Below are 25939 nucleotides of genomic sequence, written 5' to 3'. Positions count from 1 at the left end.
GAATTATTTTACTACTCATAGGTATAACTCTGGAGTTTTTTCTTAAAGTACTTACCATGTCTAGAGGGTTTATAATTTTCCCAATCTTGAAATAACCTTGGCGCCCATTCAGCATCAAACACCCAAACAATATAGGAGATCTCATTAGCGTCACAATAGTTGGTAATGGCATCTCCATATGATTCATCACCAATAACCGGGGAATGCGCGCCAACATCATCTGGACCACAAAATCCAATCTCAGTAAGAATGATAGGATAGTTCTCTTTTACAAACCCCCAATCTGCAGTCCATTTTTCTTTCCAAGGTTTTTCCTTTTTCTCAGGATAGGGATGACTTACATAGCCTATACCCTCTACCTCCAAGGGCTGGTCACGTACCGGGGTTAAATCGTAAGCCCAATTAAAGCCCGCCACTAACGGAACGCCCTCTCCTCCATTGGCTCGAATGATAGTGATAAATTCTTCGTTAATTGATTTCCACCAGTCCCAACTTATGGTTCCTAAGGTATTATGATACGTCGTGGGCTCATTATACAATTCGTAAAAAGCAACCGTATTATGCTTACCGTAATGTACTGCTATGGTTCTCCAAAAATCATAGGTTTGTTTTAAGCTCGTATCGTAAATGCCATCCTGAAACATTTCGGTTTTTAAATTCCCGATGCTATGCCAATCAATAATAAGATATAAATCGAGTTCTGTAGCCCATTCCACGGCTTGATCTAAGAGTCTTAAATAATCTTCTTTTCCTCGACGGGACCAGGCTGTTGGATGCACTGGCAGTCGCACTATATTTGCACCCCAATTTTTCATCTCTTGAAAATAAGATTTTGTCCAATGCCCTTGGGTTTCTAGCTTATCGGGGTCACTGGCATTTAGACCCCTAAACACCATAGTTTCCTGTTTCTCATTAACAAAATTATTACCCACAACACTGATGCGCGGTAATTGTGTTTGAGCACTAAGATTAAAGCAAATAATTTGAACTAGAAAAAGAAAAGAGATACTTAAAATTCTATAATTCATTTTGACAATGGTGTTAGACGCATTAATGATTTGACAACTAATGTATCTGTTTATTGGCAATTTCTAAAATTAAAGGCAAGAATTGACTAAATAGTAAATGTAAGTGACAAATTTGTATAGATCACGGAAATGGAAAGGAGATTATAAAGTAATACAGACCCTCTCAAAGACCCGCTTAAAAACAACAATCCGCCTTAAAAATACTTGAGTAAGCTCAACCCAGCTGAACTTAAAATTGGTGCCGTCTGAAGGGATTGTAGATCCCTCAAAGCTCCGCTTTGAAAACAACAATGCACCTTAAAAATACTTGAGCAAGCTCAACCCAGCTGAACTTAAAGCTAGTGTCGTTTAAAGGGATTACAGATCCCTCAAAGCTCCGCTTTGAAAACAACAATGCACCTTAAAAATACTTGAGCAAGCTCAGATATTTTTAAGGTGCATTGTTGTTTATTCGTGACCGCGAAGGAATTACGACATTCGAACTAACACGCTGTTAATCAGTTGTAGTTTTTTGGTTTTGTGTCATTTTTGTGTCAATACACGTTTTAAATTCTTGATTTTATTCTCGATATCTACAATAAGGTCCATTGGATCTAGAGTTTTTTCATAGGTAGAATGACTTTCATTTAATACTCCTTGAACATCCTCTTTAAGGAGATAATTCATATCTACTTCCGGCAAATATTCTACCGTTTTATAAATGAATTGAGAGCTTGGCTTTTCTCCATTAAGTACTCTACTTACAAGACCTGAGTTCAATTCAGCTCCTTTAGAAAAATCAATCTGAGAGATGTTTTTTTCTTCCAAAATTTCCTTTAAACGACTTCCAAATTTCATTTACGTAAATGTTAAAGTTTACAATTTGTAAACATTTTACTTGTTTTGTTTACGTATTGTAAATATATTTGATGACAATTAGTGTTATTCCATGACAAATATAGACATTTTAACAAAGCGGTACGGTATGCAAACGCATAAGGCCGTTAAAGTTCTCGAGCTTTTAAACACTTATCTCCCATGGGGTTACTCTCAAATAGTTGTTGACCGGGCAAAAAGTGCAGGTATAATTACTACAAACGGTGTGGTTAGAAATGTAAAGTGCTTTTTCCGAATCAACATTCAGATACTGAACATCATCATTGAAGTGGCCAAAGAGCATCAGTCTGTTGCAGAGACTGAAGCTGAAAAACTAAGTAAAATTTAAACTAAAATTTATGAACACAACACCAGCACCAACAACGCGAATTTATGCCGGACTCCTAGATGCAGATACGGAGTTTTTTAAAACAGGAAACGATTTAAAGGTTATTAGCAAGGGATCCATTTTCGATTTCAAAGATTTACCTCCTGTAACTTTTAATATTCTCAACGAAAGCATGAAGGCCGATGCTCCTGCCCTAGCCATTTTAAAACAATGGTACCCAAATTCTGAAATGAACCAACTCCAGAAGTTTACAGAGTGTCGTTTCGGTGGGTTGGATTACACTCCAGATATCTCTAACAATCAATTACAACATGGTGAATATTGGGAATGTCCCAAGCGTGGCAAATGCATAGGTGAAGGTATTGTTTGTAGAAATGCAACATACAAAGGTGTAGAACTAGAGACTTCAGATATACAGTTAATGAAGCTTCTGGCAACCAATTATACCAATGAGGTCATAGCAGAAATACATGAAGTCTCTTTTGGCCAACTCCACAAACTTAAAAAAATACTCTACGGTAAGCTAAATGCTTCAACACGTCAATGTGTTGTAAATGTATTGGCCGTCCTCAATATTATTTAAAGCATTTGCGCAGTGCGCAAATATACGTTCTTTCAATTGCTTCACTTGAAGCGTAACAATGGTAACCGCCATTTAGGTGGCGGTTTTTTTAACCTTTAATCCATAACTAATGAAACTTTTCAATATCCCTCTACTCGCAATACTACTCATAGCAATAAGCTCTTGCGCTTCTATCAAAATAAATCCTGAAGATGTTGTCTCCGTGACTAAAAGTGTTTTTACAGCTCGTGGTAAGATTTACTATCAAATAGTAACCATAAAGGGTGATACTATTTGGTCTCAAGACAACTACAGAAAACAACCCGCTAAAAATGATCTGGCAATAAATGACAGTGAAGATTAGATTTTAGAAAACGTAAAACTTGTAAATAAATGATAACTAAGGAAGTGTCAAATTTTATAAAAGAAAATTATCTAAAAATGCCAGGATCAAAAATCGCTGAGAAATTTGATTTGGATAAGGGTGTTGTTTACAGATATCTAAAACGAAACAAACTACAAGTCCCGAGAGACTTGATTGTTAAATGGAGGTCCGAAGCGACTAAAAGGCCTATTACTTCTGCAGAAAAAAAATACATAACCGAAAACATTCAAGAAAAATCAATTAAGCAAATATCTAAAGAACTGCATCGTACTTCTGCTCATATAAGTCGAGCAGCACATGAGCTTGGTTTTACAGATTTGATTGAAAAGAAAAGAATCGAATCTACTTTCAATAAAGGTCATGTTCCTAGCAACAAAGGAAAGACATGGGATGAAATGGGTATTGACATAGAAACTCGGGAAAGGATGTTATCCACTGCTTTTAAAGTAGGTAATGAGCCTCATAATACCTTATATGATGGCGCCATAACTCTTAGGCATGATCATCCTCATCGAAATGGCGGTAGGAAGTACTACTATATAAGATTAAGTAAAGGAGAGTCAATGCCTTTGCATCGATATATCTGGATTCAAGAACATGGAAGTATACCAAAAGGTATGAATGTGGTATTTAAGGATGGGAATTCTTTGAATTGCAAATTAGATAACCTTGAGATAATATCAAAATCCAAAAACATGAAGCGCAACACGATTCATAATTATCCTGAAGAGCTTAAGAAAAATATAAGGCTCGTTAAAAAAATTGAAAAAACAATTAATTCTAAAATCAAAGATGATGAGTAATATAATAGAACTGAATAATAAGCTATTTAAAGTCCTTGACGGACTCGAAGATGGTACTATGGACATCAGGAAAGCACAAGCCGTGGTTAACGTAAGTAATGCTATTTCTAACAATGCAAAATTAATGCTTCAGGCCGCTAAAATCTCTAAGAATCCAAATATTGGAAATTTTATGATGGGCGAAGAAACTTTTCTTAAAATCAATCCTAAGGACACATATCAACTTAAGCTTGAATTTGCGCAATTAAATGGTTTTAGGGATGTAGCGGCAGCAATTAGCAAATTAGGGAAGAGTGAATTTGAGAAACAATTTGAGGACGAACAAAGTAGCGATACACAGTAAAGGACAATAATATATCAGTTAACCCATATTTAATGATCAAAAAAGAATCCATAGACCGAGTGCTAGATGTCGAAGTTTCAGATGTTATTCCAAAATTTGTCGCGCTTAAAAAAGCGGGAACCAATTTAAAAGGGACGTCTCCTTTTAATCCTGATGATCAAACACCTTCATTTGTAGTTGCTCCAGTCAAAAATATTTGGAAATGTTTTTCTACAGGTAAGGGTGGTTATGGTCCGGTGTCCTTCATTATGGAGCATAAAGGCGAGACATGGATAGAAGCTATTAAAATCGTCGCCAAAACTGCAAACATTATTCTGGAGCAGGAGGTGCTTACTCCAGAAGAGCAGGCAGAGGAAAATAAGTTTGATAGTTATAAAGCTATTGTAGATTGGGCAAACAAACGTTTTCAGAAAAACTTTGACGCCTTAGAACCGACGCATTGGGCAAAGAAAAACTTAAAGGATCGTAAATTTTCCGAAGATATTTTAACCAGGTTTGAAATTGGTTACGCCAGTGATAAATTTCATGATGTTCATAAAGAATTACATGAGCAGGCCAAAGTCGAAGATGGTGTGACTCTAGGTTTGATCACTCATAAATCCCCTAAGTATTACGATTTTTTTATAGACCGTCTCATTTTCCCCATACACAATTCCCTGGGCAGGGTCATTGGTTTTGGCGGCCGACGCAGCAATAAAAAAGCTGTTGCTGAATTCCCTAAATACCTAAACTCCCCAGATACGCCATTGTATAAAAAAGAAATGACGCTCTATGGGTTGTTTCAGGCTAAAAAATCGATTAGAGAATATAACGCGGTTTATCTTTTTGAGGGGTATACCGATGTGATTGCATTTTCAAATCGAGACATCAACAACGTGATAGCAACCTGCGGTACAGCGCTCGGTTTAGAGCAGTGCCGTATGATCAAAAAGCTATGCCATCACGTTATTTTAGTACGTGATGGTGATAAGGCAGGCACAGCTGCAGCATATCGTGATCTTGATATGTTACTGCAGTGTGGCTTTAAAGTTTCCATTGTACCGTTGGAAGATGGTGAAGATCCAGACACTCTAGCTCAGCAGCATGAAGATCTTAAAACCTTTTTACGCAACAATACTGTTGATGCCTTAGGTTGGAAAACCTTAAACTTTAGAAAAGAATGTGAGACTCCAGATGAAATAGCCAATGCTGCAGACAGTATTGTAAAGACATTGGATTTAATCACAGATCCTATCAAGCAAAAAGAATTCATTAAGGATTGCGCTCGAAAATTAAAAATCAAAGCTGCAGATCTTACCTATAAACTCAAGGTGTTTTCTCAAATGAAATTGGCAGGGCTCAAAAAAGAGCGCTTAGATGAAGATACAGAGCTCATGCAAATGCAAAGCCGTGGGTTTCCAACCGATGGGGATCTCATGAGCTACAAAAGGGATGGCTTTGTCTCTTCAGAAAAGGAAAAAGCAATCTACTTCCAGACCTCCAGCAACATCTTTTACAAGGGTACCAATTTTACGGTCAATCCATTGTTTCATATCATTTCAAGTAAAAATGATGGAAAGCGAATATTAGAAATGAAAAACGATATCGGCGAAGTTGGTGTCGTAGATTTTACCAATAAGGAAATATCATCTTTTAACCTCTTTCAAGAAAAAATTGTAGACAGTCACAACTTTGCATTTGAGCCTGCAGTAAGTGCCTATAATTTTAAGCAATTTCGAAATCGTTTGCTATATAGCTTTGATAAGGCATACGAGTTTACAACACTTGGCCAACAGCCAGAAGGATTCTACGCCTTTGCAAATGGTGTTGTCCTGGGCGATGAGTTTAGAGAGGTTGATGAATATGGTATTGTAGAAGTCAAGGACCAGAATTTTCAAAAGGATAAATCAAAAATTGATTTGTTCTATTCTCCGGCATTTTCAAAAGTCAATTTAGGTAATCGTGAAGATGATGACAGCTATGAAGGCGTGAGAAGCTTCACCTACATAAATAGCAGTATTACTTTTTCTAAATGGATGGACCTCATGTATAAGGTCTACGGGAAAAAAGCATTGACAGGTATTGGTTTTACCATTGCCGCCATCTTCAGGGATATTATTGTTGATCAGTTTGGGGCATTTCCGCACCTATTTTTAACGGGTCAAAAACAATCGGGTAAAACAAAATTTTCAGAATCCTTGACCAATGTATTCACCCCAAATCAAAAGGGATTCGACTTGAACTCTGGATCTGTAGTTGGTTTTTTCCGTCGTGTGTCAAGGATCTCAAACATTGTTTTAGCTCTGGAGGAATATCACGACACCAACATTCACGAAATTAAATTTCAGGTTTTAAAAGCTGCTTTTGATAATAGATCGCGTGAAACCGGTGTGGCTTCTACAGATAAAAAAACCAACCTAGACCGTATTAAATGCGCGTGCATCATTCTATCTCAGTACAGATCTGTGCGTGACGATAACTCATTGTCTTCTAGATCTCTTACTGAGCACTTTTTGGAAAGAAATTATACGGTTGAACAAAAACTTTTGTTTGCTGAGCTAAAAAATGAAGAGAAAAAAGGGATGACCTCAATACTGCTGGAGCTCCTAAAATATCGAGAGGAGATCGAGAAAGAACTAACCCTTACCATTAATGAACTTAACAAAGATTTGATCAAACGTTTTGAAAAAGACGAGTACATGGAGCGTATGCTTGAGAACTTTACAGTGATCATGGCGCCAGTCAAAATTCTATGGAAAAAGTTTGCCTTTCCATTTACTTGGAATGAGTTCTACACCCATTGTGTTGACGCTATTCAAGAAAGTAGCGATATGATATCAGAAACTGAAGGAACGGCTAAATTTTGGCAGACACTTAGTTATTTGGTGGACCGTAGGATCATTAAAGAAGGCTACGACTTTAAGATTGAAAAGAAACTCAGCTTCAAAATTTACGAAGGCAAAAAAGAAGGTGTGGCACAATATCGAGAGGTCACAAACTCAGCCATGGAAGATATTTTATTCATACGCCTAGGCAAAGTGCATCAAGATTATATGGAGGCGGTGAGTAAGCGTAAAGGAGAAGAACCTATTGGCGAGAGTACGCTTAAAGGATATTTTAAAAGCAAACCTTATTTCTATGGCAGCGTAAAAGCAGAACAGTTTAAAAACGGTAGCACCAGTGCATACGTGTTTAATTATACGCAGATGGCCAATCTAAACGTGGTGAACCTAGAACGTGATTACTCAACTGAAGACGAACCTTCGGTTCCTGTGGCCACGAGCTCTGCAGATGGTGATCAGGTACCACAATCAAAACAGCAAGATTTTCCTTTTCAATAAAACCATAAAATCATGACAAAATCATTATTAAGCATTGAAGTTACCCTAGCAGAAAATAGGGATCTATTAATAGCGCCAGGCGTTCTCAACATTGGTCAAGTCATTTTTTTAAGAAGTTTTATAACCGGGAAGATCTCAGGGCCATACGTGATAGACAGATTTACAAATGCCAAAGAGCTGCAGGCGTTTTTTACAGCAAAACGAATTTACAAAGCTGTTGCGGGCATTGACTCTGATATAGAAATGGTATTTCAAACGCAGTTTAGCCGTGAGAGGCGACAATTAGAAGTTGTTGAAGATGCTAAGACTAGCAAGAAAATCGCATAGAAGTGAATTTAAAATCAAGGCAGAACCAAATTAGGTACAACCTTCATTTTAAGGTGAAACGCGAAGGGTACACCTTGAATATCAAAACAAGAACGATATACGTGTATTTCAATAAAACACAAGTATCTGAACATGTTTTAAGGTTGCAAAAAGAGTTTGGGTATGCTTTGCAAACAGAACTTTATGATTGCCGAAACAATAAACAAAAGTGATGTATTTACCATCACCAATAACAATAAAGAGGAGATCTGCAGACCAGCGTATAAAAGCACGCCCTGCGTCCCTCAAGATGAATTTTTAACCCTAGAGCGTTGTAGGCTCTGCAGAACCCTTTTTTAAAATTATGACACCACCAACACCCACCTTTAGCAATATCGAATTGCTGTTCCTGGCATTCTTATGCCATAGTTACGAGGAAATCGAGAACGTCTCTCTCCGGATAAAGCATTTATCAGACTTAGGAGCCACCATTGACCTTGTGTATTTCAAGGAGTGCGCTCATAACCGTTTAAATCAAATCTTCACGACATGAAAAAGCAACTTAGAATTTTTAAAATCTTAAGAGTAATAGGCTATCTGGCATTACTCTCCTGTTTTGGCTACATGGTCTATACCCAATATTATAACCGGGCTATAGGACTAAATATAAAGATCGTGGCCATCATCATCTTTTTAGGCCTTTTCTTTTTAAATGGCCAGATCCTGGAACTGAAACATGAATTACGTGAAAACGGCAATAACTACAGATCATGAGCATTTTAACCGATAAAGAAAAAACTAAGGAAGCTGTAGAAAAGCATCTTTTAGAAGCAATGAACCAACTTGATTTAGCAGGTGCCAAAATGTTGAGCCTTAAATCTCAAGTACATGAACTTAATTTCGATAAGCTCATGCAAGCAAAAGCGATCATCAAAAAACCACTTCAACGTAACTATGATGCTATAGCTAGACGAAGACGCAAATAATAACCAAATAACTTAAAAGAGATGGATATAGAAATAGGAACAAATCTAAAAGAATTGATCATTGGTGTGGTCGCGGTATTAGCGATTGTTTTCATGGTCCTGTACTACATCAACAGAACTTACGAGGATTAAAAATTCATTATAAACAATAACCAAATAATTCGATAATCATGACAGACAAACACTACCAACAATTCAAAAAAGACCTGGAGACATTTTTAAATGAAAATTTCTCGGTCGCTTTAAAAACCGATGTTTCAGAAACAAATATTACTGAAGCTAAGGTAAACACCAATGAAGTACTTGATGAAAAAGCCATTGATGGTTTTCTCTACCTGCAGGATAAGTACAATTTCAAAAACGTGAGTCTCCAGAGATCAGGGCCAGGACTCAAAATCTTATATACGATATGAAGTATTTTTTCAAGATAAGCATGAGTTACACCGATAAAAATAAACTCTACAAAGAATTCAGGGAGTTTATTGAAAGCGTCGATGGCACATTGATGCACGGTAAGGATCGTTTAAAGCGATTTAAAAAAATGCTCAAGGCAAAGCTTCAGGAACTGAACGAAACGCATAACAGATGCAAGCCAATTAGATTAGAGTTTGGTTTGATGGACTCTAAAGATAAATACGAAACGGTATACGTGCCAGGATCATGGCACGGTTGCATTTATCAAATACAGCACGAATCTAAATACACAAGCGACGATGACAGCACAGACGAAACCTAAAAAATTGGTACCAATTAACAGCCGTGTCTGCAGAAAGTGCGGCTGTACCAATGACGACTGCAGACAATGTATTAAAAAACTCGGCAGGCCATGCTACTGGGTAGAACCAGATCTCTGCAGTGCTTGTGAAACAAAAAACAATAATTTACTAAACAAATAATAATGGAAAGAGTATTGAAAGTAGTAACCGAGGTTAACAATATAAAAGTAACATTTTACGGAAAAATGTTCTTAGAATATCCTGAAGAAGAAAATCATAATCTTTTGCAAGAACAAGCTGAAAATATTGTTGAGCGACTTACTGGAATAAATTCATTAAAAGTAAAGGAAGGTCATAACTATATATGGGGACACGAACCTTTTGACGAAGCAAAGCATGGAGATCTAGAGATTACAGATCTCGATGATGTTTATGCTCCGGTATTTAAACATAGTATTTTTATTAAAAATCATCAATTTGTAAAAACAAAAAATGTGATATTCAGAGGTCCTCACGCTTCCGGTAAGTCATATACCTCAGAAATTATTGCCAATTTTTTTCATCCTGAAAAAGTATTAAGAATTGATGCTTTTTCCAAGACCATAACAGCCATTAAAAGGGAAATAGCTTTAGGCGATTATGATTTAATAATATTTGACGAGTGCTTGGATGCTAAACGTATAATTAACATAAACAGGGATGTAATTGAACCCTTGAATAAGGTTAAAAACGTCATATACTTAACTAATGACAAAGACTTTAAGAGTATTGATGGGTTTAACATTATTGAAACCAAATGGTATTGATTATGTATACTGAAGAATCAAAGCAAAAAACCAGTAAACCTTGTACGCTCTGGAAGTTTGATCAAGACGGTAACGAGCGACCATTAGAAGAGCAGCTGTTGAGACGTCAAGGAGATCTCGATGTAATTTTAAGGGCCATTAGTTTTTATAATAGAAGTCCGCTACATAGAGACCCCTTAAAAAGAGCAGCTGCAGAAAAACACCGGACAGACCACTTACAGAATATCCAAAGTGATATTTCAAAAATTGAACGACAACTTAAATCAAAAAATCATGAAAATTGAAACCATAGACCAATTGTGCGACGTTTACGAGAGCACTAAAGACAAGCTTATAGCCGAAGCTTCAAACCCCGCAAGTATAGGCGTGGCGGAAATTCAAAACGCATTAAGAGACATGAGGGATCTTGCTGTAGAAGAGATAAAAAGAAATACTTATCCAGATCATACCGATATCATTGCACTTGAAAAGGTAAGATTTAATTGGTCTTTAGAGACCTTTCCAGAGGCTACACCTCAAGGATCTCTCGCTAAAGCAAAAGAAGAGCTCCAAGAAATTTTAGCCGAGATTTCAAAAGGAAGAAGAGACCCTGAAGAGTATGCAGATGCCATCATGTGCATTTTTGACATTGCAGGAAGGATGGGTATTAATGCAAGTGTAGTAATGTTGTACTATGCTAATAAGATCCAAAAAAATAAGCAGCGTACCTGGATTAAAAACCCTGATAATAGTTATTCTCACATAAAAGACAACTCATGATTATGACTTCAACAGAAATCAAGCTTTCCAGAGCAACACAACTTTGGGAAAGCATCAACAAAAAGGCTGAATTTTATAATAAAAAATGGAACAAAGCCCGAACATCAGATAGTATAGACAAACACTATGACACTTACAAGATGTACAGAGCTTTCGAGATGAGGGCATATAATTTGGCATTCAGGATTAAAATAGGCGGTAAATTTGGTGAAGGCAGGGAGTGGTTTGAGCAAACTGCAGAACAATATAAAGCGAGACGAGCTGAGCGCAAAAAAGAGCGCCGTTTAGCTTTTGAGTCCAACTACCGCATTCATTTACATTTCATGCAGCACAGTTTCCACGCAGATTACGGGACGTTTAGTTGTGATTGTTGCCAAGGTAAATTTTATCACAGCCCATGTGATGTGTATTACGGGTCCAAAAAAATACACTCCAGCTGTTGTGGCCGTTGCGCCAACCATTTATTGACTTCCAATCGCCAGGAGCCCGTATATTCTTAATTATTAAAATAATTGAAAAAAAAGACGAAATATCAAAATTAGCCCAAGCCTTATGACAAATGACACATTTATAAACGAGAACCAAACTAAAACCTTAACTAAAGGCGACAAAGTAGTAATGTTTGATTGTATTGAAGCTGATAATCCTAAAAACGCAGGTGTGATACGGACTTGTAAAACCGATAGCTATAAAGACCGAAGCAAACAAGATGTTGTATTTCTAGAAGGTTTTAGCGGCTGCTTTGCTACTAAGTTTCTTAAAAAGCAATAAAGTTGTATTGCGCACAACGGTTTGTGTATGTGCCGTGCAAACCACTAACGACTGAATTACGGCACTAGCTTTCGCTGCATGGCATATACACTTTGTTGTGCGTATGTGGCGGTTTAAAACAAAGAAAATGGATTTAAAATTAGGACAAAAAGTTTACCACAAAGATATTTATTGGGGTAAAGAACAAATGAAAGTGGTTGGTATTCGAGAAAAAGAGGTTGAACTTCAGGGTGATTACTCTGGTGGAACGCATAATGTTTGTCAGAAAGATTGGCAACCACTTGAAGGTGTGTTATTAGAAAAGAACGAAACTCCGTATAGTGAACTTCGGTAGCCATTACGCACAACGAATAGTTGTAAGATTTCGTGCGAGGTACGAGGATGAATTTTACAACGTGTTATTTACAGTATGCTAGCGTTGGCAATTATAAAGTGTAGCAAAGTGTTTGACCTTTTTCGGGAAAACTGTTTGCGGTAATAAACAAACTAAAACTTAAAGAATGAAAACAAGATTTGAATTAGAAGATGAAATATTACAGGAATTAGATTACCCAATATTTCCACCTAAAGGAACATTGATGTGGATAAATAAAACGCTATACGAAGTAAGCCACAGTTGTATCTTTTTTGACAGCAATTACATATCAGTTGAAATATTTGAAATTAACTAAAAACTAAATAAGATGAAAGAACAATTATTAATGAAATTTAAATTACCAATGATTGAAGACTTGCATATAGTACAGGCTATTTGCTCGATTGGTTATAGGGAAACAGGAAACAAGTTTAGTGTGAATTTTAATGGCTCTAAAGGCTATTTATCTAATATTGAAATTTCTTGCGAAGGTTACCAACCAGAAAGAACTAATGTTATTTGGGTTGAGAACTTAAAAACTAAAAAAGGAAAACTCCAAAGTAAAATGGTACATATTTATCATAGTGGTAAAAATGGAATTAGAATTGATATTTAAACTTATGGAAATTACTGTAAATATAAATATGGTTGGGCTTGAGCAGGGAAACGTAAAAACAATGAGCGATTTTTTAACTGCTATAGAAAGCTTTAATGCAAAAGTGATTGTAAATATAGACTCAAATTCGATGAGTATTGGTCGGGTAAAATAGTAATGTGTGGCTTTTTCTGCCACTCTTTACTGTGCGCGTGGGCAAAAAGCGTTGGCAGGCATATTGTATATAACACCTGTGTAAAATTTCGTTTTAATGAATTTTACACGCTGTTGTAATCAAGTCCATCTCCAACCCCAAACCACGATCTCTCCAGGTCGTGGTTTTTACGTTTATGGCTACGTGGCCATCCGTTGTTGGTCGCTAATTAAATGCGTCCAGATTAGGCCGCCGGTCGGTGATCTCATCTTTGGAGTGGCCGTCCTGGTCCGCGAGCTTCAGATCTGTCAACCCTCTTTGATCTTTGATTGAAATTTTTTAAAAAATCCCGCGCCCTTTTTGTAATAAAAAAATTAAGAAAATATATTTTGTACCGTTAAACAGTTCCATAGTTCAAGATTTATAGTAGTATAGTATATATAGTATTAGTAATCAATACATTATATATCTTGAACTCTAACTTAAAAATCTTGAACTTCTTGAACCGCAAAAAGGGAGTTCAAGAAAAAAGGGGATAGTTCAAGAAGTTCAAGTATTATATATTTGATAATCAGTTTTTTAACTCGCTTGAACTTTTTTTATCCAAAAACGTCATATATCATATTTGGACGCTGTTTTTTTACATTATGTAAACTTTAGTTTACTTATTGTAATTTTCCTATATTTGGTTAAAATCTTGAACTGCTGTGGATTTAGAGCCTAAAGTATTAGTATTACCAAATATTTGCGGAGTAGAAATTGATCTTTCTGCAGTGGCCACACCTTCAATACAACCGAGTTTGCAATCCTTTTATAATACGATTGTTCAGGATTCTGCGCCTTCAAAAGCCTATACTACGCCTTCAAAAATTAGTATTTCAGAGTCCAGTAAAGATTCCAGAGCGGGCCAGATCTACACCCATAAGCTCCAGCTTCAGTTTCCTAGTAATGATCCTTTACGGGCCAAACGCATTACCGAGTATCTCAAAGTGCGCTATCTCTACGTAAAACTGAGTACTGGTATGGTGTTTTTTTTTGGCAGAAATGATTATTATCAAAACAGCGCACCAAAAGTATCGCACTCCAGCAATGAGAAAATTACTCAAGTAACTTACGCTTATGAGGCCATGTTGCCTTTAGGGTTTACAAATGGGAGTTTTGACGCGCAGATCTCTGAAGATATCCCAATTAACTTTTACAACTTATAGTTATGCCAGTAAATGATCCGTTTCCATTAGATATATCTGTTAAACAGGACTCTTGGGAGAAGCTTCAGCTTTTAGCAAATGTAGATCCTAGTTTTAAAGTCATTGCTGAAGAATTCAATACCATGCTCCAGGCCTTAAATTGGCTTAGAGAAAATATTGGTGGTGAAGCGGCGACGCCTTCCACCACTCCCGCAGAAGAACTTATTTACTTTGGAGCTGGAGCCATTGCTTTAACTTCTGGAGCGAACACTCAAGGTACCGAATTGGCCGCGCACATAAATACTATAGGCTTTACCATTACTGCAGGGAGGTCTGTTATGATCAGTGCCTATGTAAAACGGACCATCAATGGTCAGGTAAAATCTGTAGAAAAACGCTATCGTTTCAGAAAAAACAATTTAGAGGGTACCCATGGTACCGGATCTACGCACGGCGCCATCATTTATACCGATCTTATTGAAAACGGGTATGAGCGCATCATTGGCACGCTTAACGAAAATGACCAATATATTGATCTAGACGATATTGGTAGTGCAACCATCCAAGCTTACATCAATGCCTTAGATCCTGAAACTGTAAGTTGGGAGAATCTCGCAGATGATGGTACAGAATACTATTTTACCTGCGTTAGAAACGGAGACTCTCAAACCTATAAATACACAGGAAATCTGCCTATAATTCTTGGATCTGGAAATACTGCTGTAGATGGTACCGATTTTGATTTGGTGGCCAGCTCGTCTGAGCCAGTTAATAATACTGTCCCAGAAGAAAAGTTATCCTTTACAAACAACAATGCCTCTGGAGCAGTAACTATTGACTTTAACACTTATGGCCATGCAGACGTAAATTTCACAGCTAACGGATCTCTAACATTTACACCTCCAACTTTAGGAGATAACCGTTACGATGACGTTGGCCTTTACGTTACCGGAAACTTTACGATTACTGAAGATGGAACGCTAAACGTCACTAATACCGTTGGTGAGCGGGACCAAACACAGCGTGCATTTTATGCCATACGCTATTGGAAAGCTGGCAGTACCTTAAAATTTAGATGTAACATTTCTAATACACCATTGACTGTATGAGTAATGTAATGCACCATATAGCTTCTCAGGTTAATGACATTGAACCCAATACATTTATTGGTGGTACTGGTATTTCTGCCGCTTCCTTAGCTTCATCTACAAGTCTATCTATTGACGACATTAAAAATTTAACGATAGATGCTAATAATAATATGAGTTGTTATATAGGTGTAAATTACACTATAAACACAGTTGGATTTGGTAGCAACCCACTAACTTATTATTTAGATCTTCAAGGAAAGGTGACTTCTTTAGGTTCTCAGGCTTTTTCTATTACAAATAATCTCAAATTGGCATTGTTTCCAAGCATTACCTCTATTGCGAATCAAGTTTTTTTACAAAATGCAGGAAATGTGAGAACCATAGATGTTGTTTCTTTTCCTATACTTACGCCAATTGGATTAAGTTCTGCAAATGATAATTGTTTTACAAATACCAGATTAAAATATCTATACACTAATTTAAACAACCAAACAAACAATGCGGGGTCTCCAGATCAAGATATAATTACAGCTTTATCGGTAAGGAACATTAGATATTCAAATGAATTTACTTCTCCTTCTGTAGTTAATAATCTTGCCATAGAGGAAGCTTTTGCAACTGCATTGAAAATAAATTGGGATGCTAATTTACATATAAATGACATAGATATTTATGTCGTATTTGTAAACGGAAATTATTACAATATTACTGAAACTAATAGTGTTTTTATAAATAATTTAACCCCATCAACCAGTTATACAGTAAAGGTTATTGCTGTTGATGTTATGGGTAATGTTTCAGAAAGTTTTTCAATTCCATTAACAGCAATAACTAATGCGAATGAAAACTATGAAGCTGGAGCAATTTACAATTATTGGAATTTTAACGGAAATTCTAAGGATATAGTTAATGGTAATAACGGTGCAGATACTGCAATTTCTTATACTGCTGGATTAATAGGTAATTGCGCTAATTTTACAGCTGGAAATACAAGTGTAATCAGTGTTCCAGATGCTAATAGTTTAACTTTTGGAAATGCAACCGTAGATCAGCCTTTCTCTTTTGTAGTACTAGTGAAATTTACGCAAGTAAGCAATAGTATTCTTTTTTCTAAATCATTATCAGATAGGGAGTACGAGGGTTTTTATACTAACAACACATTGTTATTTAGAGTTGTTTCTGGAGGTAATTTTTCAAACAGAATTGATTATACTGTTTCATTTACGCCTATAGTTGACACATGGTATGTTTTGGCGTTTACTTATGATGGCTCAGGATCTATTACGGGCTTAAAAGTTTACTCTAATGCTTCTGAAATTTTAGGAACTGGTTTAGAAACAGGAAATTATGTGGCTATGAGTAATACAGGGGCAGCATTAAATTTCGGAAAATTTGCAACATTGACAAATTTTAGTTTAAACGGGTTTATAAACTTAGAAGCTATTTTTAGAAAAAAACTTTCTTCTTCAGAAATTATAGCAATAACAACAAGACTATTAACTGAAAATGAACATTTGGTATGATAAAAGCAATAAAATAAAATATTTAACCCATGCCCCAAGAACTCATAACCTGCAACATTCGTCCGCATTTAGTATCGTTTCTGTACAAGGAGCTATACGCAGATGATCACGCAGTTTATGAAGACAAAAAGGTAAAGTTGGCCAAGGTGGTAAAATCTTCAGTTCTTGGACAGCTCATTACGGTCTTTAAGACAAAAGCGAAGCTGGCCAATATTGAAAAAGTAACTGGCTACAGTTTGTTTTTAAAAATCATTGAGAACCAGGAAGCCTCTGGGGAATTTCATGAAAAATACCAAACCTCAATATCGGTGCTGCAGCTCTTGCCGGAAGATGTGATCGTCATCAATAATTATTTAGACAGTATCTACGATACGGCCTTGGTTGAGTTTGTAAAAGGCTATTCTAAAAATAGTAATCCTTCAAAAAGTTTGGTGCATGAAGGCGTAGACAAATTTATGGTAGAACATGATCTTTACGAAACCGAAACCGATCCTATGGCATTAATACGCCGCTACTACAGGGCGATACAAAAGAATCACTCACTTCATAAGATTCAAAACCAAACTGGCAATCGCGCCAAATATTTCAATTCTCTTTAAAACCATGTCACGGTAAAAAAATGGTCTAAGGGTTAAGTTTGAATTCCCTTATTGTATGCCATAGATCATGACCCAAGACGAAAAAGCCACAGCCGAATATGCTGACCATCTCAATAATACTAAAAAAGTATGGCGCAGTGATTGGCTTCAGCGGTTTATGGCGTTTCATCTCTGCATAGTTGATGCTGCTGCAGCACATGAGGTAAGTGAAAAATATGACGATTTGGAGATGACCAAATATCACGCGGTGATGCTGGAGATATTTAAAAGCCGTTTAGTGAAATGGTTGCGTAACAATAAACATAAATAAAAGGAGCGGTGTTGGCTTTTTCTTTAAGCGGTTAAGTGCCAACTGGGACCCGCTCCTTTTTTAATTCATAAACAGTAGATATTGATTAGTTAATCCATTCAAATCCCTCGACTTGAAACCCAAATTAACCTAATACCTACTCATTACATGGACTTCGGAAAAGTAACAGAAAGCTTTCTCGGCTTTTTTAAAGACATCTCTACAAGAGATAAAGCCAATGCCTTCTATATTATATTAATAGCAGTAATTGTTTTCATTTTTCTTAAGCAGTTCAATTTTCTTAGTCAAGAACTTCATGAAATTAGAGATCAAAAAATAGACATCCCTGCAGTGCAAAAATTAAACAGGGAGCAGGGTGAAATTGTTTTAGAAAATGAAGATTTCCTCCAAAAAATGCGAGATTCATCCGCTCAGGCAAGAGCTGCCGAAATTAAAGAGGAGTGCCTAAGGCTCAAGTATCAAATCCCAAACTGCAACCACGTTACATATTGGAAGCTTCATAACCAAGGCGAAATCATTAGAGAGGGAGATACCGATCGTCCCTATTTTTTGGTAATGATCTCTAGTAGTCGTGATATTGAATTTGATTACCAGGAATCTACCAAGCTACATGGCGGCTATTTTTATCTGGCAAAAATGGTAAAGAACAATGAGTATGCCGCAATTGATGATGTTACGAAGTGGCCAATGATCAACTACGGCGATTCTAAAGAGCGCATGAGGATGTTGGGTACCAAATCCTTAGCATGGTCCTGTGTTAAATACAGCAGTAAGGAGTGGTATTTTGTCAGTTTCAGCTTTGATAAGCCACTAACCAATGATGAGTCATTTAATGCCCTAAAGCTCGTTCAGGACTTTAAAAGATTTGTAAAACGACGCGAATAAAAAACCTACGATAACATGAATTTTTTAAACCAAATCATAAATGATACGCTCAAGAACCATCACGGTAAATGGAGCAGGAAGTCCTTAACCATGTTTTTCTCTTTTGTAATGGCTGTAATTGTTGGTCTTTGGATAGTAATGATTCACTACTTCACAGAAAGGCCAGTTAATCAATATGCTATACAAGTATTTTATGGCTTTTTAATGCTCTCCGGGGGTACAAGTGCACTGACAGTATGGGATAAAATAAGAGATAATAATCAAGCAGCAGATTCTAACACAAATAAAGATATATTAGGATGACAACAAACCAAATTATTGCAAAATACGGAAGGCCAAATGAGACAGGAAAAGGCTATTTAACGGTGATACAATTACCTTACCCTATGCGTTTAGCTTGGGATTTGGAAGTAACTGTGACCAGGATGAGTTGTCATAAATTATTAGCAGATAAATTTACTGCAGTATTTGAAGATCTGCTCCAATATTATGGTCTCGCAGAAATAAAAAGATTAGGTATTGATCTTTTTGGTGGATGTTTTAATTATCGCAGAATGAGAGGTGGTTCCTCTTGGTCTACTCACGCTTGGGGTATTGCTATAGATTTAGATCCTGCACGTAATGAATTAAGAGAATCTAAGAGAACAGCAAGATTTGCGAGGCCAGAATACAAGCCCATGATCGATATTTTTTATAAACATGGCTTTATCAGTCTTGGAGTTGAGAAAGATTACGATTGGATGCATTTTCAAATCAAGAATTAATTATATAGATATGAAAACTCAACTTTTAGTATTAGTAATATTAGCCTTAATGAGCAGCTGCTCTGTCAAAAAGAAAACGGTCGAGCGCCAGTCGATCGTAAGCACTTTAAAATCGGAGGCTTTTAAAACCAGGGTTTCTTCTGAAGAAATTAATTTCAAAAAAAAGAGCGCAAAAAAGGTAAAAAGCATTGAGCTCCTTGAGAATGAAATCGTAGAAATTGAGGCAGACAGCACGAGCAATGTTACCGTTTTAACCGAAAAAACTGAAAACGGCTATAAAAAAACGTTTACAGGCGTTAAGAATTTAAAGATTTCAAACTCTAAGTCTAGTAAAGTTTCTGAAGAAAATGAGATAGAAGCTGTTGATCAGAATATTAAAAAAGCGGATAGCTTGAGTACTGGAGAACAATTAAAAATTGATCAAGAATTAAATTCTAGGGAAACCAATACCTGGATAAGCAGGATCCCGACGTGGTTTTGGATACTGCTTTTGATAATTGCCACTTACATGGTCCTCCGGAAGCGGGTTGGTTTTTTGCCTTAGTTTTTGGGCAATTTATCGGGCCTTCTCCCCAGCGCTTCCATGGCGCGTTCAAAACATTGGTTTAGATCTGTGTCGCTATCTTTAGACTCAAAGAAAAAATTGACATCTAAAGCCTTGGCTATAATGAGGTAATTTTTTAGAGAGGGCGTGTATTTTAGCCCGAACATTCTACTAATATTGCTTTGTGCAAATTTAGTTTTGTCTGCTAAATGAGTTTGCCAGCCTGTGCCGTGTTTATCAATTGCTATTTCTTTTAAAAGAAGAACGAGCAGCTTCCATTGCTGCTCGTTTGTGTTTTCTTGGTTGTTCATTATTTTGTTATTGAAAAATTAGAGGTAGAGTAACCGGTTTTTCCATTTTTGCATTTAAGAAAAATAGTGTTTGATGACGGGAAAATAAGGTGATGTATAGTAGCCTCCTTTAACTGATGTTCATCAAATATTTGTGGAACTTCTGCGGTAATGTGAAAAGCTTCAATATTGGTAGCAATAGGCTTAATGTTCTCTTGATTTTTTCTTCTAAAGTTAGAACGAGCTCTTTTTGACATTTCTTTCCAATTTAAGCCCATTTCCTCTGCAAGATCAGAGTAATTTTGATATCTCACCGTATTTTCAGAAGCGTAGATGTCGAATTGGCCGTTGATTTTAAATACTGTAGTTGATAAAGTTGTCATAATGATTTTGCCGATTTTAATGTCCTGCGCGAGACTTTTAGTTTTCCAGCTTTATTGCTTTCGATATTCAAATATACATCTTTTATTTTAAATTATATCATAAATGATATAATTTTTTTAAATAATTTAAGAAAATACTTAAAAACCATGTCACGGTAAGAAATGCCTACAAGTTGTTTTTTTGTTCAAAAGCAACCCAAATGAATAAGTTTTCCGTAAAACTACTGGATAACCGCACTGTTTTAAATGAGATTTTGACTGGCCATTGGCTTATTAGCCATAGTGGTCTCCTACAATTAGGTCATTTTTTCAAAACAGTGACCCAAAATAACGCTTCAGAAAGCAAAGAAACTGACCGCTCTGAAAGCCTTCTCTCTTTTTATGACGATAATTACAATCGCATTGCTCCAAGATCTGTATCTGAAATTCCTGAAGGATCTATTGCACAGATTAACTGTGTTGGCCCTATGATGAAATATGGCAATTGGTGGATGCTTGGGGCTAATGAAGTTATTGCACAACTTGATTTTGTAAACAATTTACAGAACGTAGCAGCTATTGTTATTTATATAGATGGTCCTGGAGGCGCTGTTTCTGCTATTTCGCCTTTTATAGATTTTGCTAAACGTAAGAAAAAGCCAGTTGTGGCTATTTGTGATGCCTCTTTGTCTTTACACAGATGGATACCAGATGCTATTGCAGATGTTCAAATGGCCGATAATGATATATCAGCACGCTTTGGAAGTATTGGCGTTGTAAGCTCATGGATGGACGCTACAAAATACTACGAGGAAATGGGCGTAAAAGTTCATGAGGTCTATCCGGAAGAGTCTTCACATAAAAATGAAATATGGCGTGCCATTCAGGAAGATGAAGAAAAGGGAAAACAAATGCTTAGAGATATGCATTTAAGCCCTATGGCTCAAAAATTTCAGGCAGCCGTTAAAACAGCACATCCTAATCTATTAGAAGAGGAAGGCGTATTAACGGGCAGAACCTTCGGCGCAGAGGAAGCTGTGCGATTAAACATGATCAATAGAGTTGGCTCTATGAAAGAGGCAATGCAAGTAGCCAAAGCTCTTGCAGAAGCATACAATTTAACCCGTAATAATTAAACCCAAAGAAAATGAAAAACCCATTTAAAGGAGCTTTCGCGCTTTTTCAAATTATGTCCGCTATGTTTAAATCGGACTCTTTGATCGAAGATGGAAAGATTAACCTGACCGAACAGCAACAGCAGCAGTTACAGGATGCATTAGGCGAAAAAGTAAAGCTTAGTGATGTTGTAGATGCAATGAACAAAGAGCTAGAAGATTTAGCTAAAGGACAAAACGATGATGTTGAAGATCAACAGCTCGTGGACCTTAAAAAAGAGGCTATGGATTTGCTAAAAGCACACGGCTTATCTCAAGAAGATGCCGAGGAAGCTTTGGAAGATCCTAAAAAAGCCAAAACCCCAGAGATGAAAGAAATTTTAACCGGATTGACCGAGCATATCAAAAAGTCTGACAAGATGATTGAGAAGCTGCTTAAAGAGCCAGAGGGCGACTCGCCTTTAGTTACAGGCGATCGAAAAAACCTTAAGGATATGCACAGTAAAACGCATTTTTTAGGCTCAGGTAAAGCCTGGGATAAGTTTGAGGATAGACGTTGGAACCAAGCGGCTGCAGGGCTAATCAAGAACTTTGATATCAGTGGCTTATCTAAAGTTGAAGTTCAAAAACTGAATGATGATGCAGATTTGTATGTTCGTGAAACGAATGCAGATCTTAACTCTTTGGAGAGAGATAATTTTGGTTTACCTTCTCATTGGAACGTTAGAACCAATATAGACGATAAAGTTGCAGATGGCAATATTGTTTCTGGTGAGATTTCCCAAGCTAGAAAAAAGGGATGGTTAGCTAAAAACAAGCAACTAATTCAGCCAGAAGAGTCGCAGATATATCCTGCTCAAATTGATATTGAATTTCAAGGCTATTATTTACAGGAAATGTTGACTAGCTGGTTAAGCCAGTATAATAAAGAAGGTTCGCAAGCTTATAAAATGAGTTTTGTAAGATTCTTGATTTCTGAGTTAATGAAGAAAGCGAGACAAGAAGACCGTAGAGTCGCAATTAATGGTGTTTATGTCAAAACTCCAGAAAACGCAACTATTCCTGGTAGGGCAATAAACAGAGCTGAAGGAATACTTGTTAAGCTTTGGAGAGCATATTTTATTGATAAAAAATTCAAGATTGCAAATATTGGCAATCCTACAGTTACCAATATTGTAGATTATATTCCTGCTTTTATTGAATCTAACCTTAAGGAAGAGGATAAGAACCAAGAAGGATTATACTTGTATTTGTCTCCTAGCTGGATGAGAAAATATAAATCTAGAAAGCGTCAGCTTTTTGGTATGGACAACAATTTTGCTCAAGACGATGTGATGGAGATTGAAAATTATCCTAACATTCGTTTCTATCCGTTAAGAGATTTTGAAGGGTCTGACTTCATGTTAATTACCGATGAAAACAATATTGAGCTTATGGAAAATGTACCTGGAGAAAAATCTTTGCTACATTTTGAAATGCTTATTAGACTACTCTACATTTTTGGAGATTATAAGTTTGGTGTAAGATTCAAACATATTGGTACTAAGGTCAAAGATGGTGATCCTGCTGAGTTTAAGGTACAGACAGTTTGGTGTAATATGCCTCCTTATCTTCATGACACTTCTGTAAGCCTTTATGACGATACTACCGGAGAAATTACTTTACCATACAGCAACATTTCAGTAAACAGTGCATGGGCTACAGATATTGAAAACATCAAAGGCACCTATCCTGGACAAATCGTTAAGATTACTGGCAATACTGCAGCATCAGGAAAAGTTACTGATGATGGAAACATCACGTTAGCCGGAAACGCTGATTTTAATTTAAATTCTGGCGGTACATTGACCTTAAGGGTTAATGGTGATACTTCATTGACTGAAATCAAGAGAACAAATGCTCCTCAAGTAAGTACTCCAGAAGACGCAACCTATGTTGATAGCATTGATGCTTCTGAAGGCGCTACATTCGATTTTGAAGGAAGTGCAAATGATACTCTAGACAGTATTACAGAAGGATTTGAAGGTCAGGAAATCACTGTTAACGGTGGCGCTGGTGGAACAGTGACCATTAATGACGTTACCGGAAACATAGAGGTTACGGCTCAAGCTGTACTTGCAGATGCCGCCGATAATATCACGTTTGTGAAGATTGACGGTGTTTGGACAGAAGTTGCCAGAACCATAGCCCCTTAAGTATAACCCAAAATCCTATCCCGATTATTTCGGGGTAGGTTTAATCTTTTTTATTATGTATATTTTTGATGATGTAAATATATCGGGACCAGGCGTAGGCGCCGCGGTACCAAAAGATCCAAATGTCCATATCGTAAGATCTAGTGATATTTCCGTATCGCCAATAAGAAACAGCAAAGGTGTTTTAATGGTTGGTAATTATGTTTTGAAGCCGGGCGCTAAAATAGCTAACGTGTACATGACAGGCGTTAACCAAGACGCAACGTATGAAACTTCAGGAGAAGTAGATGCTGAGCAGTATATGCAAAAATTTATTGCTACTCACCCTGGCGATGATTTAGAATTTGCAGAGTTTACGCAAAACAATCTCGGCGTAGACCTTATTGTTATTTATGGTACCTGCACAAGCAACGAGCTTCGTGTCTATGGCACTAAGTGTGCTCCAATGCGTTTGAAAAATAACTTTCAAGCCAATAAGGACAAAACTGGCCACACCTTAACCTTTGAGCAAATACAAGGCACACGCTTTGTTCCTGGTCATTATAGAGGTGTTTTACCAACATTAGCGCCTGCAGCAACTGATGTTTCAATAGATTTATTGAAAGCTTCAGGGTACCAATTTAAAGTAGAAGCTTTAGATGTAACGGATGAGATCTCTCTTACAGATTTTGATTTTGAAAACGGCGATACCATTACCTTAATTGGTTCTGGAGGTGCAGCACCTGCAACATTAACTGCAGGAGATAAAACAGTGGCTACCGTTATCTTGAGCTCGGGTACCACATGGACCGCTCTAGATGGTGCAACCATTTCTTTTGAAGTTGTTGACGGTGGCGCTACTATATACTTGGTGGAGCGTCAAAGAACCGCTTAGTATGATTTGAATTATTTAATTGGTCTAAAAAGGCTCTGCGTATTGCAGGGCCTTTTTTAGTATCAAACCATGTCACGGTAAGCGTATGCAATTGCTCTTAAATTGTGACTTCTTAAGAACTTAATAATACATACGTATGAAAACTACATTAAAACAAAAGGTGTTGACCATCTTTTTAATTGCTGCTTTAAAAGTCCGTTTTAACGATCTGCTGCAGGTCCTTTTAGATCATAAGGATGCTACCCCCTTTCAAAAAAGATTTTACAATGCCGGAGGTTATAGTCCCAAAAATTTAGACAGTCTGGAGTATGATGTAAAAAAGCTATTTCACATTACAGAGGCAGACATCAGATCTGCCAAAAAAGAAGAGCGTAAAGCTGAAGATTTAGAAATTGTTCTAGATATTTCTCAAGAACTTCAAGAAACGATAAACGCTATAGATCTTGAGACTGCCAATTATCACAAAGAAATTGTGCCACTGGCCAATGATATTTCTGAAGCTGTAAAAGTAGAGCTGGAGTCTCGCAAAAAAGAGGACCTTATTAAATTTATTCAAGATTATAAAAAAGTAGAGGAAACTTTTGTAAATCCGTTTTTAGACGCGCCTGAAGACGTAAAGCAAAACGTAAAGTTACGTGATGAATTTCCGTTTTTATCTGCAGACGATTGTCCGGACGAACTTAAGGTTTTAGTGGCAGATAAAATGACGGCTTACGGTAAGTTTAAAGATTCACGTGAGGAAATCAAAAAACTTTTAGAAGCTGGAGCTTCAGAAGATGAGATTTTTGAATTGGCTAAGGTTTCCGTAGAAAACTTTGAATTGAACCTAGATATCTACGACGAGCTGAACTACTATAAAAATGAAGGTGAGATACTTGGAAAGCACCCCATTTTTGAAATGACCATGCTACAAAAAAAGGTAGATGAATTACCAGGCATTAAATTATCGCAACGTCAAAAAACACTGCGCGCCAATATAAGCCGTGACAACGGAAAATTAGAGAAGATGGATGATGGAGATGCAAAAACCAAATTTGCAGACAAGCTTAACCTCGCAAAAAAAGAACTGGAGCTCGTAGATACAAGGATTGCTAAGATCAGCTAGTA

At 36.8% G+C, this 25939-nt stretch carries 37 protein-coding genes; 33 read left to right on the top strand and 4 right to left on the bottom strand.

The features are described 5' to 3' along the window. Positions 1-11 precede the first annotated feature (11 nt). Together P176_RS0112770 and P176_RS0112765 are read right to left on the bottom strand one after the other, a co-directional pair. Positions 12-1028 carry a glycoside hydrolase family 5 protein gene (locus P176_RS0112770; protein WP_037349303.1) on the bottom strand — a complete coding sequence of 339 codons (1017 nt, stop codon included), beginning with the start codon at positions 1026-1028 and terminating at the stop codon, positions 12-14. A 522-nt stretch (positions 1029-1550) separates the two neighbouring features. Continuing rightward, a complete protein-coding gene (locus P176_RS0112765) occupies positions 1551-1865 on the bottom strand; it encodes a helix-turn-helix domain-containing protein (protein WP_026755069.1) in 315 nt (104 codons plus the stop codon). 127 nt (positions 1866-1992) lie between these two features. On the opposite strand from P176_RS0112765, the gene P176_RS0112760 reads away from it, so the two are divergent. The 29 genes from P176_RS0112760 to P176_RS0112625 all read left to right on the top strand — a co-directional run bounded on the left by P176_RS0112760 (position 1993) and on the right by P176_RS0112625 (position 19996). Beyond that, positions 1993-2232 (top strand): hypothetical protein, encoded by a 240-nt coding sequence (locus P176_RS0112760; protein WP_156033059.1) that lies wholly within the window; start codon positions 1993-1995, stop codon positions 2230-2232. A 10-nt stretch (positions 2233-2242) separates the two neighbouring features. Then, the gene (locus tag P176_RS0112755) at positions 2243-2815 is read left to right on the top strand and encodes a hypothetical protein (protein ID WP_026755067.1); all 573 of its coding nucleotides are present in this window, start codon (positions 2243-2245) and stop codon (positions 2813-2815) included. A 109-nt stretch (positions 2816-2924) separates the two neighbouring features. Continuing rightward, positions 2925-3158, top strand: a complete 234-nt coding sequence (locus P176_RS0112750; protein ID WP_026755066.1) for a hypothetical protein — start codon at positions 2925-2927, stop codon at positions 3156-3158. A 29-nt stretch (positions 3159-3187) separates the two neighbouring features. Next, positions 3188-3982 carry an HNH endonuclease signature motif containing protein gene (locus P176_RS20050; protein ID WP_051605484.1) on the top strand — a complete coding sequence of 265 codons (795 nt, stop codon included), beginning with the start codon at positions 3188-3190 and terminating at the stop codon, positions 3980-3982. Continuing rightward, positions 3972-4325 carry a hypothetical protein gene (locus tag P176_RS0112740; protein WP_026755065.1) on the top strand — a complete coding sequence of 118 codons (354 nt, stop codon included), beginning with the start codon at positions 3972-3974 and terminating at the stop codon, positions 4323-4325. Before P176_RS20050 ends, P176_RS0112740 begins: the two co-directional genes overlap by 11 nt. A 32-nt stretch (positions 4326-4357) precedes the next feature. Next, the gene (dnaG, locus tag P176_RS0112735) at positions 4358-7645 is read left to right on the top strand and encodes a DNA primase (RefSeq protein WP_026755064.1); all 3288 of its coding nucleotides are present in this window, start codon (positions 4358-4360) and stop codon (positions 7643-7645) included. Positions 7646-7657: 12 nt separating this feature from the next. Beyond that, positions 7658-7972 carry a hypothetical protein gene (locus tag P176_RS0112730; RefSeq protein ID WP_026755063.1) on the top strand — a complete coding sequence of 105 codons (315 nt, stop codon included), beginning with the start codon at positions 7658-7660 and terminating at the stop codon, positions 7970-7972. A 528-nt stretch (positions 7973-8500) separates the two neighbouring features. Next, the gene (locus tag P176_RS0112725) at positions 8501-8725 is read left to right on the top strand and encodes a hypothetical protein (protein ID WP_026755062.1); all 225 of its coding nucleotides are present in this window, start codon (positions 8501-8503) and stop codon (positions 8723-8725) included. Next, positions 8722-8937: a hypothetical protein gene (locus P176_RS0112720; protein WP_026755061.1), complete on the top strand. Its 216-nt coding sequence runs from the start codon at positions 8722-8724 to the stop codon at positions 8935-8937. The genes P176_RS0112725 and P176_RS0112720 overlap by 4 nt, the downstream gene beginning before the upstream one ends. 170 nt (positions 8938-9107) lie before the next feature. Further along, entirely contained in the window at positions 9108-9350 is a 243-nt protein-coding gene (locus P176_RS0112715; protein WP_026755060.1) for a hypothetical protein, read from the top strand. Continuing rightward, positions 9347-9673 (top strand): hypothetical protein, encoded by a 327-nt coding sequence (locus P176_RS0112710; protein ID WP_156033057.1) that lies wholly within the window; start codon positions 9347-9349, stop codon positions 9671-9673. The genes P176_RS0112715 and P176_RS0112710 overlap by 4 nt, the downstream gene beginning before the upstream one ends. 162 nt (positions 9674-9835) lie before the next feature. Next, a complete protein-coding gene (locus P176_RS0112705; protein ID WP_026755058.1) occupies positions 9836-10459 on the top strand; it encodes a hypothetical protein in 624 nt (207 codons plus the stop codon). 2 nt (positions 10460-10461) lie between these two features. Beyond that, positions 10462-10743 (top strand): hypothetical protein, encoded by a 282-nt coding sequence (locus P176_RS0112700; RefSeq protein ID WP_156033055.1) that lies wholly within the window; start codon positions 10462-10464, stop codon positions 10741-10743. Continuing rightward, the gene (locus P176_RS0112695; protein WP_026755056.1) at positions 10733-11218 is read left to right on the top strand and encodes a dATP/dGTP pyrophosphohydrolase domain-containing protein; all 486 of its coding nucleotides are present in this window, start codon (positions 10733-10735) and stop codon (positions 11216-11218) included. The genes P176_RS0112700 and P176_RS0112695 overlap by 11 nt, the downstream gene beginning before the upstream one ends. 2 nt (positions 11219-11220) lie before the next feature. Then, positions 11221-11718, top strand: coding sequence for a hypothetical protein (locus P176_RS0112690; RefSeq protein WP_156033053.1), 498 nt, complete (start codon positions 11221-11223; stop codon positions 11716-11718). 52 nt (positions 11719-11770) lie between these two features. Continuing rightward, positions 11771-11989 carry a hypothetical protein gene (locus P176_RS0112685; RefSeq protein ID WP_037348930.1) on the top strand — a complete coding sequence of 73 codons (219 nt, stop codon included), beginning with the start codon at positions 11771-11773 and terminating at the stop codon, positions 11987-11989. Between the two features lie 127 nt (positions 11990-12116). Then, entirely contained in the window at positions 12117-12323 is a 207-nt protein-coding gene (locus P176_RS0112680) for a hypothetical protein (RefSeq protein WP_156033051.1), read from the top strand. A gap of 166 nt (positions 12324-12489) precedes the next feature. After that, complete coding sequence (locus P176_RS20430; RefSeq protein WP_156033049.1) at positions 12490-12660, top strand: hypothetical protein; 171 nt, start codon at positions 12490-12492, stop codon at positions 12658-12660. Between the two features lie 12 nt (positions 12661-12672). Continuing rightward, entirely contained in the window at positions 12673-12960 is a 288-nt protein-coding gene (locus P176_RS0112675; protein ID WP_026755052.1) for a hypothetical protein, read from the top strand. A gap of 4 nt (positions 12961-12964) precedes the next feature. Continuing rightward, entirely contained in the window at positions 12965-13114 is a 150-nt protein-coding gene (locus tag P176_RS20425; RefSeq protein WP_156033047.1) for a hypothetical protein, read from the top strand. Between the two features lie 686 nt (positions 13115-13800). After that, positions 13801-14301: a hypothetical protein gene (locus tag P176_RS0112665; RefSeq protein ID WP_026755051.1), complete on the top strand. Its 501-nt coding sequence runs from the start codon at positions 13801-13803 to the stop codon at positions 14299-14301. Between the two features lie 2 nt (positions 14302-14303). Then, positions 14304-15389 carry a hypothetical protein gene (locus tag P176_RS0112660; protein WP_026755050.1) on the top strand — a complete coding sequence of 362 codons (1086 nt, stop codon included), beginning with the start codon at positions 14304-14306 and terminating at the stop codon, positions 15387-15389. Then, a complete protein-coding gene (locus P176_RS0112655; RefSeq protein ID WP_026755049.1) occupies positions 15386-16894 on the top strand; it encodes a LamG-like jellyroll fold domain-containing protein in 1509 nt (502 codons plus the stop codon). The genes P176_RS0112660 and P176_RS0112655 overlap by 4 nt, the downstream gene beginning before the upstream one ends. A 29-nt stretch (positions 16895-16923) precedes the next feature. Then, positions 16924-17493 (top strand): hypothetical protein, encoded by a 570-nt coding sequence (locus P176_RS0112650; protein ID WP_026755048.1) that lies wholly within the window; start codon positions 16924-16926, stop codon positions 17491-17493. A gap of 67 nt (positions 17494-17560) precedes the next feature. Then, a complete protein-coding gene (locus P176_RS0112645) occupies positions 17561-17803 on the top strand; it encodes a hypothetical protein (protein WP_026755047.1) in 243 nt (80 codons plus the stop codon). Positions 17804-17950: 147 nt separating this feature from the next. Then, a complete protein-coding gene (locus P176_RS0112640; protein ID WP_026755046.1) occupies positions 17951-18688 on the top strand; it encodes a hypothetical protein in 738 nt (245 codons plus the stop codon). Positions 18689-18703: 15 nt separating this feature from the next. Continuing rightward, positions 18704-18991, top strand: coding sequence for a hypothetical protein (locus P176_RS0112635; protein WP_026755045.1), 288 nt, complete (start codon positions 18704-18706; stop codon positions 18989-18991). Then, positions 18988-19452: a M15 family metallopeptidase gene (locus P176_RS0112630; protein WP_037348929.1), complete on the top strand. Its 465-nt coding sequence runs from the start codon at positions 18988-18990 to the stop codon at positions 19450-19452. Before P176_RS0112635 ends, P176_RS0112630 begins: the two co-directional genes overlap by 4 nt. A 10-nt stretch (positions 19453-19462) precedes the next feature. After that, on the top strand, positions 19463-19996 hold the full coding sequence (locus P176_RS0112625; RefSeq protein WP_037348928.1) for a hypothetical protein: 534 nt from the start codon (positions 19463-19465) through the stop codon (positions 19994-19996). On the opposite strand, the gene P176_RS0112620 is transcribed toward P176_RS0112625, so the two are convergent. Together P176_RS0112620 and P176_RS0112615 are read right to left on the bottom strand one after the other, a co-directional pair. Next, positions 19993-20307, bottom strand: a complete 315-nt coding sequence (locus P176_RS0112620) for a helix-turn-helix transcriptional regulator (protein ID WP_026755042.1) — start codon at positions 20305-20307, stop codon at positions 19993-19995. The two genes, P176_RS0112625 and P176_RS0112620, sit on opposite strands and share 4 nt — an antisense overlap. Continuing rightward, the gene (locus P176_RS0112615; protein WP_026755041.1) at positions 20307-20669 is read right to left on the bottom strand and encodes a hypothetical protein; all 363 of its coding nucleotides are present in this window, start codon (positions 20667-20669) and stop codon (positions 20307-20309) included. Before P176_RS0112615 ends, P176_RS0112620 begins: the two co-directional genes overlap by 1 nt. A 200-nt stretch (positions 20670-20869) precedes the next feature. On the opposite strand from P176_RS0112615, the gene P176_RS0112610 reads away from it, so the two are divergent. The 4 genes from P176_RS0112610 (at position 20870) to P176_RS0112595 (ending at position 25937) form a co-directional block, all read left to right on the top strand. After that, the gene (locus P176_RS0112610; RefSeq protein WP_026755040.1) at positions 20870-21784 is read left to right on the top strand and encodes a S49 family peptidase; all 915 of its coding nucleotides are present in this window, start codon (positions 20870-20872) and stop codon (positions 21782-21784) included. Between the two features lie 11 nt (positions 21785-21795). Next, positions 21796-23958, top strand: a complete 2163-nt coding sequence (locus P176_RS0112605; RefSeq protein ID WP_026755039.1) for a hypothetical protein — start codon at positions 21796-21798, stop codon at positions 23956-23958. A gap of 55 nt (positions 23959-24013) precedes the next feature. Next, positions 24014-24832, top strand: coding sequence for a hypothetical protein (locus P176_RS0112600; RefSeq protein WP_026755038.1), 819 nt, complete (start codon positions 24014-24016; stop codon positions 24830-24832). A 136-nt stretch (positions 24833-24968) separates the two neighbouring features. Continuing rightward, entirely contained in the window at positions 24969-25937 is a 969-nt protein-coding gene (locus tag P176_RS0112595; RefSeq protein WP_026755037.1) for a hypothetical protein, read from the top strand. The last annotated feature ends 2 nt before the right edge of the window (positions 25938-25939 follow it).

It is taken from the genome of Sediminibacter sp. Hel_I_10 (assembly GCF_000688335.1).
GTDB lineage: Bacteria > Bacteroidota > Bacteroidia > Flavobacteriales > Flavobacteriaceae > Psychroserpens.
This window is presented reverse-complemented; position numbering and strand designations above follow the sequence as displayed.